Consider the following 23458-nt stretch of genomic DNA (forward strand, 5'->3'; position numbering starts at 1 on the left):
CACGAAGGCACGAAGGGCTCCGCGATAAACTTTCGGCCCCGCAATCCCAAGAAGCATTGCTTCTTCAGGGTTGCGGGGCCGAAAGACTGTTGCGGCTCCCTTCGTGCCTTCGTGGTGAAAGCAGTTACTGCACGATGCGCCGCCCGCTCACGCGCGAGCCGTCCCCCGGCATCGACCACTCGCCGGACAGCACGTCGCCCTCGAACACGATGTTGATCGTCGCCTCGTCGCCCGTCGGCGCGGTGATCTTGATGACCATCGCGTTCCCCGAGCGCTTGGCCGAGTTGATCGGCATCGGCGGGAAGGCCTGGCTGTTGATCGACCCCGTGTAGTCGTCGCCGGAGACGTGGCGGAGATCCATCACGAAGTCGAAGGCCTGCCCCTGGGCCGTCAGCGCGACGGTCCAGCGACCCACCGGGTTCACGGCAGCGGGAGCGGGTGCGGCCATCGCGGCCGGGGTCGCGGGGGCAGCGGCCGGTTGCGGCGTGGTGCTCGCCGGGGCCGAGGCGCAGGCGGCCGACAGCACGAGGATGCCCGTCAGGGCGAGTGCAGCAGGAAGGCGCATGGGTGGTCTCAGTGGGGATGAGGGGGATGTCGAGGCGTCCCGATGGACGCCGTGTTGGGTCTACGATACCGCGAGAACCGGGGATTCGACAGGAACGGCAGCCCAAGGGTTGGGACGCCGGTCAGTCGGCGGCCACCGTGCGCGTGGCCGCCCACTCCCGGAGCTGGCTGATCTTCTCCCACATCGTCCCCGAGAGCGGCCGCGTCGATTCCGCCTCCCCGAGCAGCAGGGTGGTCGTCGGGCCGGCGCCGTTGGAGAACGCGCCGTAGAGCGCCCCCACCACCACCTGCTCGATCTCGGCGCCGCTGAATCCGTCCGTGGCCTCGGCTAGCAGTTTGAGGTCGAACTTCGTCGGGTCCTGGTTCCGCTTGCGGAGGTGGATGCGGAAGATCTCCTCGCGCGCCGCCGGCTTGGGCAGGTCCACGAAGAACACCTCGTCGAAGCGACCCTTACGGATGAACTCCGGCGGCAGCTGCGCGATGTCGTTCGACGTCGCGATCACGAACACGTCGCCTTGGCGGTCCTGCAGCCAGCTCAGGAAGGTGCCGAACACGCGCTTCGATACGCCGCCGTCGGCATCGCCGCCGCTGGCGAAGGCCTTCTCGAGCTCGTCGATCCACAGCACGATCGGCGCCATGCGCTCGGCCGTGCGCATCGCGCGCTTGAAGTTCTTCTCGCTGTCGCCGATGTACTTGTCGTAGAGGTTCGCGGGGTCGAGCTTGAGCAGCGGCAGTCCCCACTCGCTGGCGACCGCCTTGGCGAACAGCGACTTGCCGCAGCCGGGCACGCCGAGCAGCAGCACGCCGCGGGGGAATCCCAGGCCGAACTGCGCGGCGCGCTGCGGATCGTGCACGACGGCGCGGCGCTTGGTGAGCCAGGCCTTGAGGCCGGCGAGGCCCGCGACTTCGCCCAGGGTCTCGGTGGACGGCCAGTAATCGAGCAGGCCGTCCTGTTCCACGATCTGCCGCTTCGCTTCGGCCGCGCGCTTCACGTCGCCGGCGCGCAGCGCGCCGTCCTCCATGATGAGCTTGGTAATCACCTTCTCGGCTTCCGTCTGCGTGAGGCCGACGAGGTTGTTCACGAGGCGTGTGCGGTCCTCGTTGGTGAGGTCCACCTTCACCGGCATGCGCGCCGATTGGTCGCGGATGATGCGCTCGAGCAGCTGGCGCTGCTCGGCGAATCCCGGCACCGGCAGCTCGAGGTGCACGGCGTGCGGGCGCAGTGAGTCCGGCAGCGACACGCAATGGCCGCTGATCACGACGGCGCCGCGCCGCGTGCCGAACTGGTTGACGCAATCGAGCACGTGGCTGGCGACGACGGGGTCTTGGAGAAAGTCGCCGAGCCCCTTGAAGTGGAACACGCCGACGGCTTCCTGAAGGACGCGGGCGAGGGCGGCCTGCGGCTCCGCGGTCTTCTCGATGAACGGGTCGGTGGGCTGGTTGCCGCGGCGGATGCCGCGCGATCGGCTCCACGAGAAGAAGCCCAGCGAGAGTTGGCTGGCAATGAGCGCGAGCAGGTCGTCGGCCCGCTCGGACTCGACCGTGTCGAGCACCAGCAGGGCGTACTTGCTGCGGATCAGCAGCTCGAGTTCAGCGACCGTATCTTTCACGCGATGCAGGCCATGGGCGGAGACATGCGCGAAGATACGCCGAGAGGTGACAGCCCGCGAGCGTGGCGGATGCTGGGCTTGCTCGCACTGGCCGAGATGCTCGGCATGGCGCTGTGGTTCGCGGCGTCGGCGGCCGCGCCACAGCTGACGGCGCGCTGGGACTTAAGTCCGGCCCAAGTCGGCGGCCTCGCCACCGCTGTGCAGTTGGGCTTCGTGCTCGGCACCGCCCTGAGCGCCGTGTTGAACCTCGCGGACCTCGTTCCGGCGCGGCGCCTGTTTGCGGCGTCCGCGGTGCTCGGCGCGGGCGCGAACTTGCTCCTGCTCGCCCTGCCGACCTACAGTGGCGCCCTGTTGAGCCGCGTGATCACCGGCGCCTGCTTGGCCGGCGTGTATCCGCCCGCGATGAAGATGGCGGCGACCTGGTTCCGCGCACGACGCGGCATCGCCATCGCGACGATCGTCGCCGCACTGACGGTGGGCAAGGCCTCGCCGTACCTCTGGCAGTCGCTGCCCGAGCTCTCGCTCGCAACGCCGATCCTCGCGGCCTCGGCGTCGGCGGTGATGGCCGCGTTACTCGTCCTACTGTGGTGGCAGGACGGCCCGCACGCCTTTCCGTCGCGCCCGTTCTCATGGGGACTCATCGGCGACGTCGTGCGCACGCGCCGCTGGCGCCAGGCCACCGGCGGGTATCTTGGACACATGGCCGAGCTGTACTCGTACTGGACGTGGATTCCCGCGTTCCTGGCGGCGAGCGCCGTCGCGCAGCGCGGTGACGCAAGCGCCGCGCAGTCGCCATGGATCGGTGTGCTGGCCTTCGCGACCATTGCCGTCGGTGCGCTCGGCTGCCTCTGGGGCGGCGTGATGGGCGACCGCATCGGCAGGGCGCGCATCGCCTCGCGCGTGATGCTGGCCAGCGGAGCGATCGCCTTCACGATCGGGCTCGCCTTCGGACGCAGTGCCTGGTTGGTGGGGGCGCTCGCTCTCGCGTGGGGATTTTTCGTCATCGCCGACTCGGCGCAGTTCTCCACGCTGGTCACCGAAGCGGTGGAGCCACACGCCGTCGGTACTGCGCTCACGTTGCAGACATCGCTCGGGTTCCTGCTCACGACGCTCACGATCCAGGTGATTCCGCCGCTGGTGGACTGGGTCGGCTGGCAAGGCGCGTTCGTCGTGCTGGGCATCGGCCCCATGCTCGGCGTATATGCGCTGCGCGGCTTGGTACGCGAGGAGCGCGTCGCGAGGGCCCCCGCATGAGCGTCCTCGCCGTGATGCGCGCCTTCGACGACGGGCGCGACCGCGCGGAGTTCTACCGCGGCTGGCGCATGGGGCTCACGGCGGGGCTGTCGCACCCGATGATCTTGTCGAAGTCGCTGGCACGTGGCGGGCTCGCGGGCCGCATCCGCGAGTATCTGCTCGCCGGCACCGAGCGCGGCGAAGGCATCGCGACGCTCGTGAAGCGCGCGCCCCATCTCTTCGAGCCCTTCGAGTCGGCGCTGCTGGCGATGGGCGAGGAGAGCGGCCAGCTCGACCAGATGCTCACGCATCTCGCCGACTTCCACACGCGGCAGTACAAGGTCATCCTGGCACTGCGTAAATGGATGTCGTATCCGATGTTCGTCTCGCTGTTCGCCGTGGTGGCGCTGCCGCTGCCACTGGTGTTCCAGAATCGCGTCGGCGCGTACTGGACGGCGACGATCTCCGGGCTCGTGCTCTGGTTCGCGGCCGGCGGCCTCGTGTTCGCGCGACTGGCGCAGCGGTACCAGCAGCGGCCGCAGTTCGTACGGGCGCGCTTCGCACGCACCCTGGCGCTCTGCATTGGCGCCGGATTGTCGCTGCCCCGCGCCTTGCTGCTCGCTGGCGATGCCTCGGGGAGTCCGGCCCTGGCCGCGCACCTGCGGCGCATCGGCGAGCGGCGCTTGGGGGCGCAGCCCGCGCTGGACTCCCTGCGCGGCGCCCCCGTTATGACGCCCGAGCTCGAGGCGGCCTTGCTGGTCGCCGAGAAGACCGGAGATTTTGCCGGCCCCGTGGGGCGTCTGGCGGACCTGTACGAGGACGGCTTCAAGTAGATTTCCGGCGTGTACCGTCCGGCATCCCCGGCGCTGGGCGCCATCGCGCTCGCGACCTTCCTGACGCTCGTCCCCATTACCCTGCTCGTCCCCGGGCTCACCGAGCTCGTGGTCGACGCGCATGGCGGGACGCGGTTCCAGGCGCATCTGTTCGTGTCCCTGAACCAGTTCGCCGGCATCATCGCCGTGCCGGTGGCGATGGCCCTGCACCGGCGCTGGCCGCACACGCGGCGCTGGGTGGTCGGGTTGCTGCTGCTCGACGCCGTGGCCTTCCTCGGCATGGGCGCGGCGAACACGCTGGGCCAGCTCTTCGCCTGGCGCGCGCTCGATGGCATTGCGCATCTGCCGGCGGTGACGTTCCTCATGATCGCGGCGAATCGCTCCGGTGGCGAGCGGCGTGGCGCCTCGCTCGGCGTCGTAGCCGGCGCCCTGATGATCGGTGTGGCGGTGGGCGCGCCGCTGGGCGGCGTGCTTGTCGACGCGAATCGCGATCTCGTGTACACCGTCGGCGCGACGCTGCTCGTGACCGCGGCAGCGGCCGGTGCCTTCGTCACGGCGAGCGCCTCGCCGTCGCGCGATCCGAATGCGCGGTATCGCTGGGACCGCCGCCGCTTGGTGAGCTGGATGCCCTTGGCCTACGGCTTCGCCGATCGCTTCCTCATCGGTGTGTTCGTCTCGACGTTCACGCTGTTCCTCACCGAGGTGCACGGCGTGGGGGCCGCGACGCGCGGCATGTTGATGTCGCTGTTCCTGCTGCCGTTCGCCGTGCTCTGCTGGCCGGCCGGCAAGCTGGCCGATCGCGTCGGGTGGTTCGGCCCGCTGGTCGTCGCGAACGTGGCCTTCGGCTTGGTCTACGCGACATACGGCGTCCTCCCGCTCTCGCTGTTGCCCGTCGCGATGATTGCCAGCGGCGTGCTCAGCGCGGGCATGTTCGCACCGAGCCTGGTGCTGGTGAGCGATTTCGCGAAGCGCGGCGCGGGCGAGGGATTGTTCGGCAGCTTCCAGGTCGCGGGCTCGTTCGGCTTCCTGACCGGGCCGTTGGTGGGCGGCATCCTCGTCGAGACGCTGCGTGCGCCGAGTGGCGCTCCCGCGTGGGCGGCCATTTTCGCCGGTGTCGGCATCCTGCTCTCGCTGGGCGGGATCATCAGCTATCGCGTGCTCGGCCCCGTCGCCAAGAGCGATCGCCTGCCCGATCCACCGGGCCGTCACGGCGGTACCGTCAACGCCCCGCTGATCTCGCCGGATGTGGACTCGCGCGGCAACGCGTTCACGCGCGCCCTCGCCGTCGGGGCGATGCGGATCTTCGGCTGGAAGTTCAGCGGCGAGCGCCTGCCCGACATCAAGAAGTTCGTGATCATCGTCGCGCCGCACACGAGCAACTGGGACTTCTGCGTCGGCGTGATGGCCATGTACGCCATCGGCATCCGCGGCACCTTCTTGGGAAAGGACACGCTGTTCCGCTTCCCGCTCGGCATCCTCATGCGCTGGCTCGGCGGGATCCCGGTGGACCGGTTCAGCAAGCAGGACGTCGTCACGCAGACCGCCGACCTCGTCGTCGCGCGCGAGCGCGTGATCATTGCGCTGAGTCCCGAGGGCACCCGCAAGCGCACGGAGCGCTGGCGCAGCGGCTTCTGGTGGATCGCCCACAAGGCCCAGGTGCCGATCGTGCCGGTGGCGTTCGACTTCTCCAAGCGGGAGATTCGCATCTACCCGCCGTTCGAGACGACGGGCGATCCGGACCGCGACATCGTCGAGTTGCGGACGCGGTTTACGCCGGAGATGGCCTTCGACCCGAGGAAGTACGTCGCATGAGCACTCGCCGAGAGGTTCTCCGTGCGTTGGGTGCGGCCGGACTCGCGATGTCGCTGCCCCGCGCGTTGCGCGGCGCGGATGCCGCAGATCGCCTCGAGGGTGTGGGCGTGCAGCTCTACACGCTGCGCAACGAGATGCGGCGCGATCCCGAGGGTACGCTGGCGCGCATCGCCGAACTGGGGTTCAGCGAGATCGAGTGGTGGGGCGAGTATGGCCGGACTCCTGCGCAACTGCGGGCCCTGCTCGACCGGCATAGCCTGAGAGCGCCCGCATGGCATCTCGCGCCTGAGCTGCTCGCCGCCGAGCGGCTCGACGCGACGCTGCGTACCGCCGCGACGATGGGCCACAAGCATCTCATCGTCGCCTGGTTGCCGCCCGCCCAGCGGACGTCGGATGGCTTCAAGCGCATCGGCGAGGTGTTGAGCACCGCGGGACGTCGCTTGGCCAGCGAGGGGATCCGCACCGGATATCACAACCACGACTTTGAGTTCGCGCGCGTCGGCGACCAGACCATCTGGGATGTGCTCGTGGCCAACACCGATGCGTCCGTCGTGGATCTCGAGCTCGATTGCTACTGGGCGTTCAAGGCTGGGCATGACCCCGTCACGATGCTGCAGCGCTACCGCGACCGCATCACGCATCTGCACATCAAGGATTCCGCCGGCGCGCCGGAACATCGGCAGGTGGATGTGGGCGCGGGCGTGATCGACTGGAAGCGCGTGCTTGAGGTCGGCACGGCAGGGCGCGTGCGGCACGTGTTCGTCGAGCACGATGAGCCCGCGGATGCGTGGGCGACGGTGGCCGCGGGGCGGCGGCACCTGCAGAGTCTCGGGTACTAGTCCCGCCTCGACGAGATCGATGCCGCGGCAGCGGCTACGCCATGACCTGCTCCACCGTCGCCAGCAACGCATTGATTTCGAACGGCTTCTGCAGGAACGCATCGGGCTTCACCGTCGCATCCGCCTCGCTCGCCTCGTGGCTGTAGCCTGAGATGAGGATGCTCCGCGTCTCCGGCGAGCGCTCGCGAGCCGCGCGGATGATCGCCAGCCCACTGCCGCCGGGCAACGAGAGGTCCGTGAGCAAGAGCTGGATCGGCGGCCCCTCCGCCCGCAGGAGATCGAGCGCGGTCCCCGCGTCCTCGGCAGAGCGCACGTCGAATCCCGCCCGCTGCAGCACGAGTTGCAACGTATGCCGGAGCACGGGCTCATCGTCCACGACGAGCGCTCGCACGCCCTGCCAGCGCTGCCGGGTCGGCGACTCGCCGCGGACCGGCCGCGGGCCGCTCGCCGACTCCTCCTCGACGGTCGGCAACAGGATCCGGAACTCGGTCCCCTGCCCTTCCACCGACTCGACCTGAATCTCGCCACCGAGGGACCGGACGATGCCGTGGACACTGGCGAGGCCAAGGCCGGTACCTTCGCTGGGCTGCTTGGTGGTGAAGAATGGATCGAAGATGCGGTCGAGATGGCGCCGGGGGATGCCGACGCCGGTATCGCGCACGCTCAGCTCGACGTAGGTCTCGCCGGGATGCGCAGAGGGCCATATGCGCCGCGTGGCGTCGTCAGCGACGACGTCGCGCACGCTGACGAACAGCGTGCCGGACTCGCGCGAGGCCATGGCCTGTGCGGCGTTGGTGCCGAGGTTAAGCAGCACCTGATGCACTTCGGCAGCGTCGACCGCGACTTTGTGCCTGGCGCCGAGCTCCGTCTGGAAGCTGATCGTCGCGGGAATCGACGCCCGGAGCAACGGCAATGTCTCGCTGACGACGGCCGCGAGCCGCTGGGGACGCCGGCTCCGGACCTCCTGGCGGCTGAACGCCATCATCTGACGCACGATGTCGCGCGCGCGTCGGCAGGCCATCGCGATGCGCTCCAGCGCCTCCGCCTGCGGACCACTCGCGGAGAGGCGCTCGACCTCGGCGACCGCAAGGATCGAGCCGATGATGTTGTTGAAGTCGTGCGCAATGCCCCCGGAGAGCGTACCGAGCGCCTCGAGCTTCTCGCCGCGGCGCAGCCGTTCCTCGAGGCGGCGTTCGTGCGTCACGTCGCGGAGGATGGCGACGAACTCGCCGGCGGACGGGTCGCGGAGCACGAGCGGCGAGACCGTGAGCTCGCATTCGAGCGGCGTCTCACTGTCGTTCGGGATGCGCACCGTCCCGCGCCAGGCGCCAGCCACCCGCATCGCCTCGGCCAACGAGACGCCGCTCTCCGACTCAATCTCCTCGAAGTGCAGTTGCGTGGCGCCAGCCAGCAAGCGTGCGGCGGCCGCATTCGCGTAGTCCACCCGACCATCGCGATCGCAGAGAATGATGCCTTCGAGTGCCTGCGCCACCGCGCCGGCGAGTCGGTCGCGGCTCGTCGCGGACTTGCGTTCGCGCTCGAGCGAGCGCTCCAGCCACCGCATCAGCACCGCCACGGAGATCGTGAGGGTTGCGTCGACGAAGAGGAAGTTGAGCGCGATAAGCGTGAACTTGAGGCGCGGCGCGTCCGCCAAGCGTCCCATGGGAAGGTCCGCGGCGAAGAAGTAGCCGACGAACCCGAGTGTCGCCGACACGAGCAGCAGTGCCAGGATCGACGGCCGCAATCCCATGAGCAACGCGGTGAGAATCGGCACCGCCATCAGGTAGATCTGGCTGACTAGGCCGACCGCCAGCAGGAAGTACACACCGACGGCGTACGCGATGCCGAGGAACAGTCCGGCGCGCCAGGCAAACGAAATGCGCGGATGCAGCGTGAGGATCCAGCACGCGATGAGCGCGGTGAGATCGACGCCGATGGTCAGCCACATCCCGTCCCGATACGCGAGCATCATGCTCGGCACGCCGCTGAGCGTCCCGAGAATCAGCGACATCGCCAGCAGCGCGAAGAGGACTCGTTCGCGCCAACTGAGCGGATCCGCCTCCTCTTCGTCGGCGGTCGGCGCGATGCGGCGCCGGAGTTGCTCGAGAACGTTCATCGCGGGGGGGGGGAAGGACCGTTCCACGGCAATATGGCAGCGAGTACGGGCATCGGCCATCGGCGCGCAGAGCTTCTCGAGGGCAGAGGCTCCTCGCAGCACACCGGCGTGACGCCAGTTGCACCCGCGAGGTAGTACGCATATGACGACGTCTTCCCGCCGCAACGCACTCGTGGTCGCAGCACTGCTCTGCGTCGCTGGCTGCAAAGAGACCACGTCGCCCGCCGAGCGGTTCGCCGTTCCGATCGACGCGATCAGTGTGCCGAACACCGCGGCACCATCGGACACCGTCGTGGTCGGTTTCCGGTACGAGGCCAGCTGTGGCGCACGGGAAGTCACGCTTCGCCTCAGAGCCGACAGCATGGTGGTCGCCGTGTTTGCCGTGTTCCCATCTGGCGGCCTAGTGTGCCCGGCCCTCTTGGCCTATGCCCACCGCACCGTTACCCTGACGCCGCCCGAGCGCTCCCAGCCATTCACCATCGTGTTCAAGCAGCCGACGGGCGCCGACAGCGTCCGGACGATTCGCACACCGCCGGCACTCACAGGCACGCCCTGATCATGCCTGCTGCTGCAGGCGTTCTCGCTGACGATTGGTGAACGTCCCCCGTCGGCCGCAGTCCGGTTTTCCTCCACTTGCCGGACCGCCCCTGCCGCCCCACCATTGAGTCACGCGACGGCATCGTGGCGACGTTTGCGGGCCCCTTCCGCATTCGTCCGCCGCCCGCACCGCTGCTGGAGCCTTCGTGGCACTCGGTCCGCAGGACCAAGATTCTGTCCCCTCGCCGATGCCATTGGCCGGCTTGGGCTTGGCCTTGGTGTCGACCGGGCCTGACGGCAGCATTCGAAGCGCGAACTCGCTCTTCGGCAGCCTGACCGGCCTCTCGCGCGCGCAGCAGGCCAACCGCACGCTGCAATCGCTCTTCGCCGACGATAACGATCCGCTGCTGGTCAAGTCCTTCGTCGCGGCGCTTCAGTCCGGCCACGTCGACGCCGCCGAGTTCCTCTGCCAGGGGCCCGGCGAGACGCGCTTCTGGGCCGATGTCACCGCGACGCCGCGCGGTGCCGACGAACGGTTGGTCATCATCCGCGACGTCACGGCCCGTCGCGCGGCCGACACGGCCCTCGGCAAGATTCCCTCGCACGACCGCCTCCTCATGGAGCGCGTGCAGGCCGGGATCGTCATCCACAAAGCGAGTACGGAGATCCTCTACGCCAACGCCAAGGCCACCGAGCTGCTTGGCGTCACGCATCACACCGTGCTCGGCGCCGTCAACACCGATCCCCGGTGGAACTTCGTCGACGAGCACGGCCAGACCCTGCCAATCGACGAATATCCGGTGGGCCGCGCGGTGCGTACACGCGAGGTGGTGCGCCACCAACTCCTCGGCCTGCGCCGCGACAGCGACGGCAAGGAGATCTGGATCCTCTGCAACGCCTACCCGGTGACCGATGCCAGCGGCGAAGTCACGGAGGTGGTGGTCAGCTTCAACGATGTCACCAAGCTCAAGCAGGCCGAGCAGGCGCTCCAGCGCTCGGAGGAGCGGCTGCAGCTCATCCTGCGCGGCTCGTCGGATGCGCCGTGGGACAACGACTTCGAGCATGGCGAGGCCTACTACTCGCCGCGCTGGTATGAGATGCTGGGGTATGTGCCCGGCGAGTTGCAGGACGATCCCGACGCCTGGAGTCACGTCATCCATCCGGAAGACCGCCCGCGCGTACTCGCCGAGCTGCAGCGCTACTTGGATGATCCCACAGTCGATGCGTATGAGATCGAGTTCCGCTTCGTCCACAAGACGGGGCGTGCCGTCTACGCCCTGTCGCGCGCCGTGATCCTGCGCGACGCCGAGGGCCGCGCCCGACGCGTGGCCGGAACCAACAGCGACATCACGGAACGCCGTGCGCTGGAGCTGCGGTTACGGCAGTCGCAGAAGATGGAAGCCATCGGGCAACTGGCCGGCGGCGTGGCACACGACTTCAATAACCTCCTCGCGGTCATCAACGGGAACCTCGAGCTGCTGCGCCAGGGCGTGGGCGGTCCGGAGGAAGCCGCCGAGCTGGTGCGCGACGCATTGGCCGCCGCCGACCGCGGAGCCAAGCTGACGCGCCGGCTGTTGGCGTTCTCACGGCAGGAGCGCTTGGAGCCAACCGCCGTCACGGTGGTCGATACGCTGCATGGCGTGGCGTCCATCCTGCGCCGCGTGATCAGCGCCACCATCAAGGTGGATGTGGACTGCCCGAGTGAGATGCCGCAGGTGCTGGTGGATCCCGGCCTGCTCGAAAACGCGTTGCTCAACCTCGCCATCAATGCGCGCGATGCCATGCCTGACGGAGGCCAGCTGACGCTGAGCGCGCGCGCCGTCGAGCTCCGGGCCACGTCCGACGATCCGGGCACCGACAGCGGCGGGCTCACCGGTTCCTACGTGCAGATCAACGTGCGGGACACGGGCGTGGGCATGCCCGAGGAAGTGCTCGCGCACGCGACCGAGCCGTTCTACACCACGAAGCCCGTCGGCCAGGGCACGGGACTCGGCCTCGCGATGGTGTATGGCTTCGCCCGGCAGAGCGGCGGCGAGATGTCCATTGCGTCGTCGCCGGGCGCGGGCACGACGGTGACCTTGCTGCTCCCCGTCGCGCCGAAGTCCGCGACGTCCGCCGCGGCGCCACCGCGTGACGAGCCCGCGCCGCCGCGCACGCGAGAAGAGACCGTCCTGCTGGTGGAGGACGACCACAGCGTGCGGCGCACCTGCATCCGCGCGTTGCAGCGCATGGGCTTCACCGTGCACGACGCCGAGGACGGTCCGTCGGCGCTGCGTCTGGCGAGCACGCTGCCGCGCATCGACCTCGTGCTCACCGATGTCATCATGCCCGGCGGAATGTCCGGCCCGGACCTCGTGTCGGCCATCCGCTCCGGCCGTCCGGACATTCCCGTCATCTATATGTCAGGCTACCACGCCGACATCCTGGATGCGGAGTCCACGCGCGCGGATTTCCACTTGCTGAACAAGCCGTTCACCATCGCGATGCTGCAGGCGGCGATGGATCGGGTGTTGCCGCGCCTCGCGACCTGACCACGTCGCGACTCGCGGGCGGGTCGCAGGCGTCGTATACTCTTTCGACCCGCTTCCGCTTCCTACACACCGAGAGTGACCGCCGTGACGGCCTACACCGCGTCATTGACCCTCCTGCGCCGGGCCGCCGGAATCGCGGCGTCCGCGGCGCTTGCTGCGTGTGTCCCTGAAGTCATCGTCGAGCCGCCGCAGGTCGCGAGCGTCTCCGTCTCACTCGCGACAACGACCATCATGGTCGGAGCCACCACGCAGGCGACGGCAAGCGCGATGGATACTCGCGGGCTCTCGCTCTCGTCCGAGCTGCGCACTTGGACCTCGTCGGCGCCCCTCATCGCCTCGGTGTCCGGGAGCGGACTGGTGACAGGCGTCGCGCCGGGTACGGCGACGATCCGCGGTACGGTCATGGGGCGCACGGGTTCAGTGGACGTGACGGTGCTCGCCCCCGTCGCCTCGGTGCAGGTGAGCGGGGCGGGCGGCGTGAGCACGGTACAGCGCGGGAACACGCTGCAGCTGACTGCCACGCTACGGGACGCGGGCGGGGCGATCCTGACCGGCCGCTCGGTGACGTGGACAAGTTCCAATGCGGCATTTGCGTCGGTTTCTGCCAGCGGGCTGGTGACCGGTACCGGGACGGGCAGTGCCACCATCACCGCGACTGCGGAGGGCGCCAGCGGGACATTGCAGGTGACGGTCTCCACGGACGTCGCGACGGTCACGGTCACCCCTTCGAGCCCGACGATCGCCCCCGTGGGTGCGGTGTTGACCGGCGGCACTCAGCAGCTGACGGCCACACCGCGGAGTGCAGCAGGCACGGCGCTGTCCGGGCGCGTCACGACGTGGCGTTCGCTCGACACCACCATCGCGGTCGTTGACGCGAGTGGCCTCGTGACGGCGGTGCGGCCCGGGTCTGTCGGCATCGAAGCCACGGTCGAGGGCGTGACGGGCAATGCATCCGTCACGGTGAGCAATTGCACGTCGGTGCCGTATGTCATCGGAACGTCGAGTGGGGCCCAGTCGCTCGCATCGACCGACTGCATCGGCGCGTCGGACACGCGCTACGACCTGTACCGTTTCAGCGTCAACACCTCCACCATGGTCTGGTGGTCCTTCCAGCCATTGACGCCGGCGGGTGCCGTCCTTGGGCTGTTCAGGCGCGTCAGCAGCAGCGGCGATCGCGGCGACCTTGTCGTCGCGGGTGCCCAGGGCCACACGCTCGTCGGGAGCGGCACGCACCTGTTCTACCTTTCCAACGCGCTTGCGGGATCCACGGCTCTACCGGTGGGCTACACCTTCTCGACGACGAGCGCCGCCGCGAGCGGCGGCATCGGGTATCCGTCTGGCTGCACGATCGTTCCGGTCATCGTCGCCGGCGGCGTCGTCGCCACGCGCACGCTGGCCGCTGGCTGCGACGTCGCGACCCGCTACTACCATCGGTGGGCGATCTTCCTCGGCGCCGGAGAGAGCCTCACCGCCGCGCATACGTCGTCGGCCTTCGATGCATTCCTCGAGCTCTACGCCTTGGGCACAGACGGCAGCACGACGGGCGCGCTGCTCATGTCCGACAACAACTCCAACGGAGGCCAAGACGCACGGCTGACGTATTCGAACTCGACGGCGCGGTGGGTCGAGCTCCGGTCGACGTCCGCGGCCGCCGGCATGACCGGCAGCTACACGCTCAGCATGGCCATCGGAACCACTCCCGTTGCATCCGTCACGGTCACGGCACCAAGCACGTCGCTCCTCGCGAGCGGAACGCTGCAACTGACGGCGACTCCGCGAAACGCGGCGAACGTGGCGCTCACCGGTCGCACGGTGACGTGGTCGTCGTCGAATCCCGCCGCTGCGACCGTCAGTGCGTCGGGACTCGTCTCAGGTGTGGGTCCGGGGAGCACGGTGATCACCGCCACGAGCGAGGGCGTGAGCGGCACCCTCGCGCTGAGCGTGACGACCGACGTCGCAAGCGTCACGTATGCACCCGCAGGCGTGATCGGCATCGGCGTCGGCGGGACCCACACTCTCGTCGCGACGCCACGGAACGCCTCGGGTACGGCGCTCACCGGCCGGACGGTCACCTGGACCTCAACCGTTCCGCAGGCCGCAACGGTAGATGCGTCGGGTACCGTGACGGGCCTCGCGTCGGGCTCAACGACCGTTCGCGCCACGGTGGAAGGCGTGTCGGTCAGCATTCCCGTACAGGTGGTCTCTCCGGCATGCTCGGCGGTGAATCTGAACATCGGGACCACGGTCAGCAGTCGACTGCTGGCCAGCGATTGCGTCGTTGGCAGCTTCGCGGAGGATCGGTATCAGTTCATCGGCACCGACACTCGCATCGTGCGCTATCAGACCTCCACACCGAGTGCAAGCGCGCGGCTGTGGATCCAAATGCTCCAGAGCACCGCAGTCGGTCCAGCGAACGGATTCTCCGCCTCTGCGCTCGACTACACCGTCATCTACGGCGCGGGTACGCACTGGTGGAAGATGGTGGACTCCACGTCCATTGGCGCGAGCTACACTGTAGTCACGTCTGTTGGATCGCTGGGCTCCGCATGCGGCACCCCACACATCTTGGCCATTGGCGGCGGTGCAACGTTCTCGCGCACTGTCGGCGCGGGCTCTTGCCTTGAGGCGACGTCAGGCCAGCGATACGACCGCTATTGGATTTGGCTGAACGAGGGTCAGACGGTGACCGTCGATATGACGTCTACGGCCGGCGGTGGGTTCGATTCTTTTCTGCGGCTCCGTACCGACTTCGGCGTTCCAACGACGGTCGCCACCAACGACAATGCAGCCGCGGGTACGCTCAACGCGCGGCTCACCTTCACCGCGCCGGCAGGCGGCGGCTCGTACGCGCTGGACGCAATGAGCAACGGCGGCGTCACCGGTCTCTACACGCTGACGATCTCCACAACGCCCGCCTCGCTGATGAGCCCCTGACGGCTCCGTCCGTCAGTCGATCGCCGACATCGCAAACCGCGCCGTCACCTTCGCCTCGCCCACGCACTCCGTCGCGGTCGAGCTCTTCGAGACGGTCAGGTACTCGCAGAGCGTCACGATCAGCGTCCCCGACTCGCCCCCGACGGTCGGATGCACCGCCGCCGTGAACGAGAGCCCGAGCGGACGATTGCGCGCATCGACGTCGGTCGGCGTCACGATGAAGCCCGCCCCGGTGAGACCGCCGGCCACCGCATGGTAGACGCGGTACTCGCTCGCGCGGTCTTCGACGATGTCCGTCAGGTCGACGGCGGTTGGCAACAGGCGGTGTTCGAGGGTGATGCTGCCGACGTACGTTGTGCCGGTGCGGAATACGAGGTTGCCGACCTGCGCGGACACCGGCATCGGACCCGCGCCATCGGGGTCGTCAAGGTACGCGCTGATCGTGTCGCCGCCGCCCTGCGGCGTGAAACTGACGCGGACGCGGGTGACCTCGGGCAGCTCGGCGCGCGGCTCCGTGAGCGATGCGCAGCCCGCGAGCATCAGGGAGAAAACCGGGAAGAAAGGACCTAGGCGCATGGATGAGTGGTGGCGCTTCGCGTTGCGGTTATGTCGCCGGCGAACGGTCCCCCGGCGCTTGCCGTAGAATACGCGACTCCGCCTGACAAGTTCCGCCGCGATTGCGGAGCCGCCCGTCGACCCGTAGCATCTGTCGCAGACCCCCACCCCAACCCTCGGACGTCATGCCACGCCTCCGCTGGTCCCGCCTCGCCCTCGCGATCGCCTTCGTGCCGACGCTCCTCGCGGCACAGCAGCGTCGCCAGGCCCCGCCCGCCGATCGCCTCACCATCGCCGACTATCTCGCATGGGAGGACGTCAGCAACCCGCAGCTCTCCCCCGACGGTCGGCAGATCATCTACACGCGCAGCTGGATCGACGGCGTGAACGACCGTCGCAAGTCGGCGCTGTGGATCATGGACGCCGACGGCGCGCGGCAGCGCTTCCTGGTCGAGGGCTCCGGTGCCGTGTGGTCGCCCGACGGCACGCGCATCGCTTATCTCGCGGATGGCGAGCCGAGCGGCAGCCAGATCTACGTGCGCTGGATGGACGCCGAGGGCGCGACGTCGCAGGTGACGCGCCTGACGGAGAGCCCGAGCGGCGTGCAGTGGTCGCCTGACGGCCAGTCGCTGAGCTTCCACGCGCTGGTCCCGAAGCGCGAGCAGTGGGCGCTGGACCTGCCGCCGGCGCCGCGCGGCGCGCGCTGGACCGAACCGCCGCGCGTGGTCACGTCGGTGCAGTACCGCCGCGACCGCCAGGGTTTCATCCCCGAGGGCAGCACGCAGCTCTTCGTGGTCTCGGCCAACGGCGGCGCGCCGCGGCAGGTCACCAGCGGCGACTGGAACCACACGAACGGCGTCTGGACGCCGGACGGCAAGTCGCTGCTCTTCAGCGGCAACCGGGTGCCGGACGCCGAGTACAGCTGGCGGCAGTCGGACATCTATAAGGTAGACGTGGCGAGCGGTACGATCACGCAGCTGACGCGGCGTAACGGCCCGGACGGTAATCCGGTGCCCTCGCCGGACGGTCGCTACATCGCATACACCGGCTACGACTCCACCGATGCGACCTGGCAGGACGCCGCGCTCTACGTGATGAACGCCGATGGCAGCGGCGCGCGCGCCCTCACCGCGGACCTCGACCGCTCGCCTGCGGAACTGATGTGGGACGCGCAGTCGCGCGGCATCTACTTCCAGGCCGACGACCGCGGCACGCGGCAGCTGCACTATGTGCCGCTCACGGGCGCGCGCCGGCAGCTGACGCAGGGCGCGCACATGCTGAACATCACGGACTTCCGCGGTGGCGTCATGGTCGGCACGCGCACGACGTCCGCCGAGCCGAACAACATCGTGAAGCTCAACGTGACCACGCCGCAGACGGTGGCCACGCTCACGCAGGTGAACGCGCAGTTGCTGGCCGGCAAGAAGCTCGCGACCACGGAGGAGATCTGGTACACCTCCACGGACGGCCTGCGCATCCAGGGCTGGATCGTGAAGCCGCCCGACTTCGACCCGACCAAGAAGTACCCGCTGATGCTCGAGATCCACGGCGGCCCGCACGCGATGTACAACGTCGGCTTCAGCTTCGCGCGGCAGGATCACGCGGCCCACGGCTACGTGATGCTCTACACCAACCCGCGCGGCTCCACCGGCTACGGCTCGGCGTTCGGCAACGCCATCAAGAACGCGTATCCCGGCAAGGACTACGATGACCTGATGGCCGGCGTGGACTCGGTGATCGGCCGCGGCTACATCGACACGCGGCGCATGTACGTGTTCGGCTGCTCGGGCGGCGGCGTGCTCACGAGCTGGATCGTCGGCCACACCGATCGTTTCGCGGCGGCGAGCGCCAACTGCCCCGTGACCAACTGGTTCAGCTTCGTCGGCACCACCGACGGTGCGAGCTGGTACCGCAACTTCGAGAAGTTCCCCTGGGAAGACCCCAGCGAGCACCTGCGCCGTTCGCCGATCATGTACGTCGGCAACGTGAAGACGCCGACCATGCTGATGACTGGCGTGAACGACCTGCGCACGCCGATGGGCCAGACCGAGGAGTACTACGAGGCGCTCAAGGTGCTGCGCGTGCCGACGGCGATGATTCGCTTCAACAACGAGTGGCACGGCACCAGCTCGACGCCGTCGAACTTCCTGCGCACGCAGGCGTACCTGCGCAGCTGGTTCGAACGCTGGCCGGAGTCGCCGCGGATGTAGCGCAGACTGCCTCGCACGAACAGCAAGCCGCCGCCCGCACCTCAGTGCGCGGGCGGCGGTTTGCTGCTCCAGCCTTCCGGTTCACTTCTTCGCGATCGGCACCGTGCGTGGCGGGGCCTTCTGCTGTTGCAGTTTCGGCACGCGAACCGTCAGCACGCCATTCGCGAACTCCGCGGAGACCTTCTCCTCCGCGACCTCGAGCGGGAACCGGAACGTCCGCTCGAACATCCCGTACTCACGCTCCCAGAGGTGGTAGGTGCGCTCCTTGTCCTCGGAGCGGCGCTCCTCCTCCTTCTTGCCCTTCAGCGCGAGCACGCCATCCGCCATGTTGATCTCGATGTTCTCCATCGAAATGCCGGGCAACTCGGCGGTGATCACGTACTCCGTCGGAGTCTCCGAAGCCTCGACGGCCGGTGACCAGGCCATCGCGTTGAACCGGCGTTCGAACGCCGGGCCGACCGGGAACTCGAGCCCGAAGGGCTCCTCGAAGAACCGGCGGAGGCGGTTCCGCATCGTCGCAAACTCCCGGGGCGGCGACACGGGCGCGTCCTTCATGAGTGGTGACATCGCACTCCCTCCGTTGGAGTGCCCTCACGTTGGCATTTATGCAGCGCGCGCGCAGTCGGGCGATTGGCGGAACCCGTGTCCGCGCGCCGCTGAAGGGAATCCCGTGCGGGTTCTCCCTGCAGCGACGCAGCGGCGCGCGCGCGTCCCTAGCGCGCGCACTGCACACACCAGCGTGTCGCCGGCATGATCTGCAACCGCTCGACGGGAATGCGCCGGGCGCAGGCCTCGCAGATGCCGTACGTACCGTCATCAAGGCGCTGCAGCGCAAGCCGTAGCCCTTCGAGCTCGTCGCTGGTCTCTCCGGCGGCGACCGTGCGTTCGACGCGCGCAATCTCGCGGCGCAGTTCCAGCGCCGCTTCGGCAATGTCCATCGGCTGTCGTGCCGCAGGCTTCGGGCGTGCGAGTTTCGTCGGCATCATACCGGCTCCGGTTCGAGGTGGCGCAGCGAGGGGTCGCCAAGTACGGCGACGACGGGCGCATCGGGGAATCCAACGAATGTCATCCGGTCGGGCTGGATTTCGCCGAGAGTCAACGGACCTTCGGCCAGGATCCAACCCGTCGGGTCCTGCCGATCGAATCGCAGGTGCCTGGGCATGGGAGGGTGTGTTGGGGGAAAACGGCGACCGCCCCACATGCGCGATGGCAGGTGGGGCGGTCTCGCGCCGACGCGATGCGTCAGCGGGGCAGCAGCGGCAGACTATCCGCCGTGAGGCGTCACAGACATGCGCGCCCAGCCCGAACGAGACCGCGCAGGGATGCGCAAGTCAGACACTCGGGTCTTGTGCGTGAGCGGGGCGGCGAGAAGCTGCATACCGGGAACCTAGACCTTTTGTGGGGGAAGTCAACGCATCGCGCACCCTGACGCGATGACCCAGGGAGTTGCATTTTCCGGAATGGTCCAGACTCCGACACGCCCTCCCCAGCAGTCGCGCGAGCCCTACGACGTCGTCATCGTCGGCTCCGGCGCCGGCGGCGGCATGGCCGCCTACGAACTCACCAAGGCCGGCGCGCGCGTCGCGCTCCTCGAAGCCGGCGGCCACTGGGACAACACGAGCAGCCAGTACTCGGCCATGCTCAAGATGCCCTATGATTCGCCCCGCCGCGGGGCCTCCACCCCGGACCGCCCCTTCGGTGAGTGGGACGCGAACATCGGTGGCTGGCAGATCCCCGGCGAGCCGTACACCAAAGCCGAAGGCACCAAGTTCGACTGGTGGCGTGCCCGCATGCTCGGCGGCCGCACGAATCACTGGGGCCGCATCTCGCTGCGCTTCGGGCCCGATGACTTCCGCCGCAAGTCGCTCGACGGCATGGGCGACGACTGGCCCATCACGTACGATGACCTCAAGCCCTGGTACGACGAGGTGGATCGCCTGATCGGCATCTTCGGTTCGGTCGAGGGCCTGCCGAACGAACCCGACGGCATCTTCCACGCGCCGCCGGCCCCGCGTTACTACGAGCGCCGCGTCAAGGAAGCCTGCGACCGGATGCAGATCACTTGCATCCCCGCGCGACTCTCGATCATCACCAAGCCGCACAACGGACGCGCGCCCTGCCACTACTGCGGCCAGTGCAACCGCGGCTGCATGACGAACTCGAACTTCAGTTCGCCCAACGTGCTGATCTTCCCCGCCCTGCGTACCGGGCGGCTCACGCTGGTCACCAACGCGATGGCCCGCGAGGTCAGCACCGGCGAGGACGGCCGCGCGACGGGCGTGCACTACATCGACAAGACTACGGGCGAAGACAAGCACATCCGAGGCAAGATCGTCGTGCTCGCGGCCAGCGCGCTCGAGACCTCGCGCATCCTGATGAACTCCAAGTCCTCGCGGCATCCGCAGGGCTTGGCCAACGCCAGCGGCGTGCTCGGCAAGTACATCACCGACACCACGGGCACGGACGTCGCCGGCTTCATCCCCTCGCTGGTGGATGTGCCGCGCCACAACGCCGACGGCGTGGGCGGCAATCACATCATGATGCCGTGGTGGCTCGACAACAAGAAGTTGGATTTCCCCCGCGGCTATCACATCGAAGTCTGGGGCGGGCTGGGCATGCCGACCTACGGCTTCATGGGTGGCATCGAGCGCTATCCGGAGGGCGGCGGCTACGGCACCGACCTCAAGCAGCAGTACCGCAAGTACTGGGGCGCGACGGTCGGCTTCTCCGGCCGCGGCGAGATGATCCCCAACGACAAGTCGTTCTGCGAGCTGGATCCCACGGTCACCGACAAGTGGGGCATCCCGGTGCTGCGTTTCCACTGGGAGTGGCGCGACACCGAGTACCTCCAGGTGAAGCACATGCAGGAGACGTTCCGCGCAATCATCGCCGAGATGGGCGGCGAAGTGTGGAGCAACATGCCGACGCGCGAACAGGGCTACGGCATCGCCAACGGCGGCGCGATCATCCACGAACTCGGCGGCGCGCGCATGGGCGCCTCCGAGCGCGACTCGGCGCTCAACAGCAACTGCCAGGCCTGGGACTGCGAGAACCTGTTCGTCGCCGATGGCGCGCCATTCGTGAGCCAGGCGGACAAGAATCCCACGTGGACCATCATGGCGCTGTCGATGCGGACCAGCGCCTACATCACGCAGCAGCGCCGTGCGGGGAGACTCTGAGATGAGCGAGATGAACCGTCGCGACATGCTCGCGTCCATCGCGGCCGGAGCGGCTGCGCTGTCGATCCCCCGCGAAGGCCTCGAAGCCGCCGCCGCGCACGCGCACGAGGCCGTGGCCGCCGAGGAGCAGGCGCAGCAGCAGGGGCAGCAGCCAGCGGCGTACGTGCCGAAGCAGTTCACCGCGGACGAGTACCGCCTCGTGCGCCTGCTCGTGGACTACGTGATTCCCCGCGACGCGCGCTCGGGCTCGGCCACGCAGGCCGGCGTGCCACAGTTCATGGATTTCATCCTGGGCGAGTATCCCGGGAACCGCACGTGGATGAAGGACGGCATCGCGTGGGTGAACGCCGAGTGCCGTCGGCGCTTCGGGCAGGGATTCATCTCCTGCAACGATGCGCAGCGGCGAGAGCTGCTCGACGCGATCGCCTATCCGCGACGGGCGCGGGAGCAGGATCGGCCGGTGGTGGAGTTCTTCAATCGCTTCCGCAACCTCACGTCGAGCGGGTTCTGGACGAGCCGCATGGGCATTGCGGACCTCGGGTATATCGGCAACCGACCGGTGATGGAATGGGTGGGCACACCGCCGAACGTGCTCGCGTGGCTCGAGCGGAGCAAGCCGTCGTGAGCTTGCGGCACGTCTGCGGCACCGTCCTCCTGGGTGCGGTGCTCGTCGCCCCAAGTCACCTGCCGAGCCAATCGCCGCCGATGGCGCCGTCGGCCGCGCTCGCCCGCGAACTCCTCGCCGAGATGGTCGCCGCACGTACGCTTGACACCGGCAACACCACGCCGCTCGCCGAGTCCCTCGCCCGCCGCTTCCGCAGCGCCGGCTTCCCCACGGCCGACGTCATGGTCGTCGGCGCCGGCCCCAGCAACCGCAACTTGGTCGTCCGCTTCCGCGGCCGCGACAGCACCCGCGCCCCCATCCTCTTCCTCGCGCACCTCGACGTCGTCGACGCCGAGCCGCAGCGCTGGCGCACCGACCCGTGGACGCTCACCGAGCGCGACGGCATGCTCTGGGGCCGCGGCGTCCTCGACGACAAGGGCCCGGCGGCGACCATTGCCGCCGCCTTCCTCGAGGCGAAGGCCGCAGGCTTCACACCGCAGCGCGACCTCGTCATGGCCCTCACCGCCGGCGAGGAGAGCGGCGTCGACAACGGCGTGCAATGGCTGGTCGCGAATCGCCCGGACCTCGTGCGCGCCGAGTACGTGGTGAACGCCGACGGCGGGGGCGGCGAGATGGAGAACGGTCGCCGCATCGCCTTCAACGTGCAGGCGGCGGAAAAGGTCTACCTCGACCTGACGCTCACGGTGAAGGGGCCCGGCGGCCACTCGTCGATGCCCGACGGCCCGAATCCGATCGAACGCCTCAGCAACGGCATCGCGCGCCTCGCGCGGCACGAGTTCCCGGTGAACATCACGCCGGTCGTGCGCAGCTACCTCGCGCAGCGCGCCCCGATGACGCCCGGCGAGCTGGGGCGGGCAATGGCTGCCCTCGGACGCAATCCGCAGGACTTCACGGCGGCGCGCACGCTCAGCGCCACGGCCACGACCAACGCCCTGATCCGCACGACCTGCATCACGACGCTCATGAGTGGCGGGACCGCACCGAACGCCATCCCCGCGACGGCAACCGCGAACGTGAACTGCCGCGTCATTCCCGGAGAGCGTCAGGAACACATCGTCGAGGCCATCCGCCAAGCCATCGCCGATCCGACCGTCGAGATCGCCGTGCGCGAACCGATGAAGCCCAGCGAGCCGAGCCTCATGGGTCCGGAACTCCGCGCCGTGCTCGAGAGCACCATCACCGACCTCTACGGCCGCCTGCCCGTCATCACCTACATGGAGATGGGCGCTACCGACGGACTCTATTTGCGCTACGCGGGCATCCCGGTATTCGGGATCATCGGGCTCTTCGCGCCCAACGACATTCTCGCCTCACTGCACGGCAATGACGAACGCGTACCCGTTGAGGCTTACGCGCGGTCCGCAGAGTTCATGCGGCGTTTGGTGCGGGCCCTCGGCACGCGCTGACCGCGCGAGCCCGTGCGCGGCCGCGGCACCTCACGGCCCGCCATCCGCGCGACGGTCGTCTCGTGCAAGAAGGCGAGCACGCGATCCGCGATGGGCTTCCAGGCCTCATGCGCTTCGCAGGCGGCCGCGGCGTTGCAGCGCCCGCCGCCGAGCAAGCAGCCTCGGTACCGGGCAGGCGGATCGAACGGCTTCACGACTTCCGCGAGCGTGAGTGCGTCGGCGGCCCGGCCGAGCCGGAACCCGCCGCCTCGCCCGCGACGCGACTCGAGCACGCCGGCTGCCGCAAGCTGGTGCAGGAGCTTCGAGAGGTAGTTGGCCGGCACGTCCACGTCGGTTGCGAGGTCGTTGGCCTGTGCCCAGACGCCGGGCTCCAGCTTGGCGAGCCGCACGGCGACGCGCACCGCGTACTCGGCGCTTTGGTTCAGCATCGGTCTCCCCCGTGCTGCGCGAGGAAGGCGCGGCTCGATGCGTCGT

General features: G+C 68.6%; 19 protein-coding genes. 11 read left to right on the plus strand and 8 right to left on the minus strand.

Features of this window, described 5'->3' with window-relative positions:
• Positions 1–124 precede the first annotated feature (124 nt).
• Positions 125–565: a hypothetical protein gene (locus Strain318_RS12295; RefSeq protein WP_367885990.1), complete on the minus strand. Its 441-nt coding sequence runs from the start codon at positions 563–565 to the stop codon at positions 125–127.
• Between the two features lie 121 nt (positions 566–686).
• A complete protein-coding gene (locus tag Strain318_RS12300) occupies positions 687–2174 on the minus strand; it encodes an AAA family ATPase (RefSeq protein WP_367885991.1) in 1488 nt (495 codons plus the stop codon).
• Positions 2175–2243: 69 nt separating this feature from the next.
• Between Strain318_RS12300 and Strain318_RS12305 the strand changes: the two genes are divergently transcribed.
• From Strain318_RS12305 to Strain318_RS12320, 4 genes are read left to right on the plus strand one after another with little or no spacing between them, the layout of a single operon-like run.
• On the plus strand, positions 2244–3428 hold the full coding sequence (locus Strain318_RS12305; RefSeq protein WP_367885992.1) for an MFS transporter: 1185 nt from the start codon (positions 2244–2246) through the stop codon (positions 3426–3428).
• Positions 3425–4240 (plus strand): type II secretion system F family protein, encoded by an 816-nt coding sequence (locus Strain318_RS12310; protein ID WP_367885993.1) that lies wholly within the window; start codon positions 3425–3427, stop codon positions 4238–4240. Before Strain318_RS12305 ends, Strain318_RS12310 begins: the two co-directional genes overlap by 4 nt.
• 9 nt (positions 4241–4249) lie before the next feature.
• Positions 4250–6052, plus strand: a complete 1803-nt coding sequence (locus Strain318_RS12315; protein ID WP_367885994.1) for an MFS transporter — start codon at positions 4250–4252, stop codon at positions 6050–6052.
• Positions 6049–6891, plus strand: coding sequence for a sugar phosphate isomerase/epimerase family protein (locus tag Strain318_RS12320; protein WP_367885995.1), 843 nt, complete (start codon positions 6049–6051; stop codon positions 6889–6891). Before Strain318_RS12315 ends, Strain318_RS12320 begins: the two co-directional genes overlap by 4 nt.
• Positions 6892–6925: 34 nt before the next feature.
• Here Strain318_RS12320 and Strain318_RS12325 read toward each other — a convergent pair whose 3' ends face one another.
• Positions 6926–9007, minus strand: a complete 2082-nt coding sequence (locus Strain318_RS12325; protein WP_367885996.1) for an ATP-binding protein — start codon at positions 9005–9007, stop codon at positions 6926–6928.
• Positions 9008–9149: 142 nt separating this feature from the next.
• Between Strain318_RS12325 and Strain318_RS12330 the strand changes: the two genes are divergently transcribed.
• From Strain318_RS12330 to Strain318_RS12340, 3 genes are all read left to right on the plus strand, one after another.
• Entirely contained in the window at positions 9150–9563 is a 414-nt protein-coding gene (locus tag Strain318_RS12330; protein ID WP_367885997.1) for a hypothetical protein, read from the plus strand.
• 229 nt (positions 9564–9792) lie between these two features.
• Positions 9793–12075, plus strand: coding sequence for a PAS domain-containing hybrid sensor histidine kinase/response regulator (locus Strain318_RS12335; protein WP_367885998.1), 2283 nt, complete (start codon positions 9793–9795; stop codon positions 12073–12075).
• Between the two features lie 75 nt (positions 12076–12150).
• Positions 12151–15009: an Ig-like domain-containing protein gene (locus Strain318_RS12340; protein WP_367885999.1), complete on the plus strand. Its 2859-nt coding sequence runs from the start codon at positions 12151–12153 to the stop codon at positions 15007–15009.
• A gap of 12 nt (positions 15010–15021) precedes the next feature.
• On the opposite strand, the gene Strain318_RS12345 is transcribed toward Strain318_RS12340, so the two are convergent.
• Positions 15022–15585 (minus strand): hypothetical protein, encoded by a 564-nt coding sequence (locus tag Strain318_RS12345; RefSeq protein WP_367886000.1) that lies wholly within the window; start codon positions 15583–15585, stop codon positions 15022–15024.
• A gap of 164 nt (positions 15586–15749) precedes the next feature.
• Here Strain318_RS12345 and Strain318_RS12350 point away from each other — a divergent pair, with 164 nt between their 5' ends.
• Positions 15750–17774: an alpha/beta hydrolase family protein gene (locus tag Strain318_RS12350; protein ID WP_367886001.1), complete on the plus strand. Its 2025-nt coding sequence runs from the start codon at positions 15750–15752 to the stop codon at positions 17772–17774.
• An 81-nt stretch (positions 17775–17855) separates the two neighbouring features.
• Here Strain318_RS12350 and Strain318_RS12355 read toward each other — a convergent pair whose 3' ends face one another.
• From Strain318_RS12355 to Strain318_RS12365, 3 genes are all read right to left on the minus strand, one after another.
• Positions 17856–18341, minus strand: a complete 486-nt coding sequence (locus tag Strain318_RS12355; RefSeq protein ID WP_367886002.1) for an Hsp20/alpha crystallin family protein — start codon at positions 18339–18341, stop codon at positions 17856–17858.
• Between the two features lie 146 nt (positions 18342–18487).
• Complete coding sequence (locus Strain318_RS12360) at positions 18488–18760, minus strand: TraR/DksA C4-type zinc finger protein (RefSeq protein WP_367886003.1); 273 nt, start codon at positions 18758–18760, stop codon at positions 18488–18490.
• Positions 18757–18936 carry a hypothetical protein gene (locus Strain318_RS12365; RefSeq protein ID WP_367886004.1) on the minus strand — a complete coding sequence of 60 codons (180 nt, stop codon included), beginning with the start codon at positions 18934–18936 and terminating at the stop codon, positions 18757–18759. The genes Strain318_RS12360 and Strain318_RS12365 overlap by 4 nt, the downstream gene beginning before the upstream one ends.
• Positions 18937–19234: 298 nt before the next feature.
• On the opposite strand from Strain318_RS12365, the gene Strain318_RS12370 reads away from it, so the two are divergent.
• The 3 genes from Strain318_RS12370 to Strain318_RS12380 are packed head-to-tail and all read left to right on the plus strand — an operon-like array spanning position 19235 to position 22984.
• Positions 19235–20953 (plus strand): FAD-dependent oxidoreductase, encoded by a 1719-nt coding sequence (locus tag Strain318_RS12370; RefSeq protein WP_367886005.1) that lies wholly within the window; start codon positions 19235–19237, stop codon positions 20951–20953.
• Position 20954: 1 nt separating this feature from the next.
• Positions 20955–21578 (plus strand): gluconate 2-dehydrogenase subunit 3 family protein, encoded by a 624-nt coding sequence (locus Strain318_RS12375; protein WP_367886006.1) that lies wholly within the window; start codon positions 20955–20957, stop codon positions 21576–21578.
• Complete coding sequence (locus Strain318_RS12380; protein WP_367886007.1) at positions 21575–22984, plus strand: M20/M25/M40 family metallo-hydrolase; 1410 nt, start codon at positions 21575–21577, stop codon at positions 22982–22984. The genes Strain318_RS12375 and Strain318_RS12380 overlap by 4 nt, the downstream gene beginning before the upstream one ends.
• Here the strand turns inward: Strain318_RS12380 and Strain318_RS12385 are convergent.
• A complete protein-coding gene (locus Strain318_RS12385) occupies positions 22927–23412 on the minus strand; it encodes an Rrf2 family transcriptional regulator (RefSeq protein WP_367886008.1) in 486 nt (161 codons plus the stop codon). The two genes, Strain318_RS12380 and Strain318_RS12385, sit on opposite strands and share 58 nt — an antisense overlap.
• Positions 23413–23458: the final 46 nt, after the last annotated feature.

It is taken from the genome of Pseudogemmatithrix spongiicola (genome assembly GCF_030623445.1).
GTDB lineage: Bacteria > Gemmatimonadota > Gemmatimonadetes > Gemmatimonadales > Gemmatimonadaceae > Pseudogemmatithrix > Pseudogemmatithrix spongiicola.

Coding starts and splice junctions, on each gene's coding strand:
- Strain318_RS12325 (WP_367885996.1), bottom strand. CDS start 9,007: ATGAACGTTCTCGAGCAACTCCGGCGCCGCATCGCGCCGACCGCCGAC.
- Strain318_RS12365 (WP_367886004.1), bottom strand. CDS start 18,936: ATGCCCAGGCACCTGCGATTCGATCGGCAGGACCCGACGGGTTGGATC.
- Strain318_RS12295 (WP_367885990.1), bottom strand. CDS start 565: ATGCGCCTTCCTGCTGCACTCGCCCTGACGGGCATCCTCGTGCTGTCG.
- Strain318_RS12370 (WP_367886005.1), top strand. CDS start 19,235: ATGGTCCAGACTCCGACACGCCCTCCCCAGCAGTCGCGCGAGCCCTAC.
- Strain318_RS12345 (WP_367886000.1), bottom strand. CDS start 15,585: ATGCGCCTAGGTCCTTTCTTCCCGGTTTTCTCCCTGATGCTCGCGGGC.
- Strain318_RS12355 (WP_367886002.1), bottom strand. CDS start 18,341: ATGTCACCACTCATGAAGGACGCGCCCGTGTCGCCGCCCCGGGAGTTT.
- Strain318_RS12310 (WP_367885993.1), top strand. CDS start 3,425: ATGAGCGTCCTCGCCGTGATGCGCGCCTTCGACGACGGGCGCGACCGC.
- Strain318_RS12360 (WP_367886003.1), bottom strand. CDS start 18,760: ATGATGCCGACGAAACTCGCACGCCCGAAGCCTGCGGCACGACAGCCG.
- Strain318_RS12320 (WP_367885995.1), top strand. CDS start 6,049: ATGAGCACTCGCCGAGAGGTTCTCCGTGCGTTGGGTGCGGCCGGACTC.
- Strain318_RS12305 (WP_367885992.1), top strand. CDS start 2,244: ATGCTGGGCTTGCTCGCACTGGCCGAGATGCTCGGCATGGCGCTGTGG.
- Strain318_RS12330 (WP_367885997.1), top strand. CDS start 9,150: ATGACGACGTCTTCCCGCCGCAACGCACTCGTGGTCGCAGCACTGCTC.
- Strain318_RS12350 (WP_367886001.1), top strand. CDS start 15,750: ATGCCACGCCTCCGCTGGTCCCGCCTCGCCCTCGCGATCGCCTTCGTG.
- Strain318_RS12375 (WP_367886006.1), top strand. CDS start 20,955: ATGAGCGAGATGAACCGTCGCGACATGCTCGCGTCCATCGCGGCCGGA.
- Strain318_RS12335 (WP_367885998.1), top strand. CDS start 9,793: ATGCCATTGGCCGGCTTGGGCTTGGCCTTGGTGTCGACCGGGCCTGAC.
- Strain318_RS12385 (WP_367886008.1), bottom strand. CDS start 23,412: ATGCTGAACCAAAGCGCCGAGTACGCGGTGCGCGTCGCCGTGCGGCTC.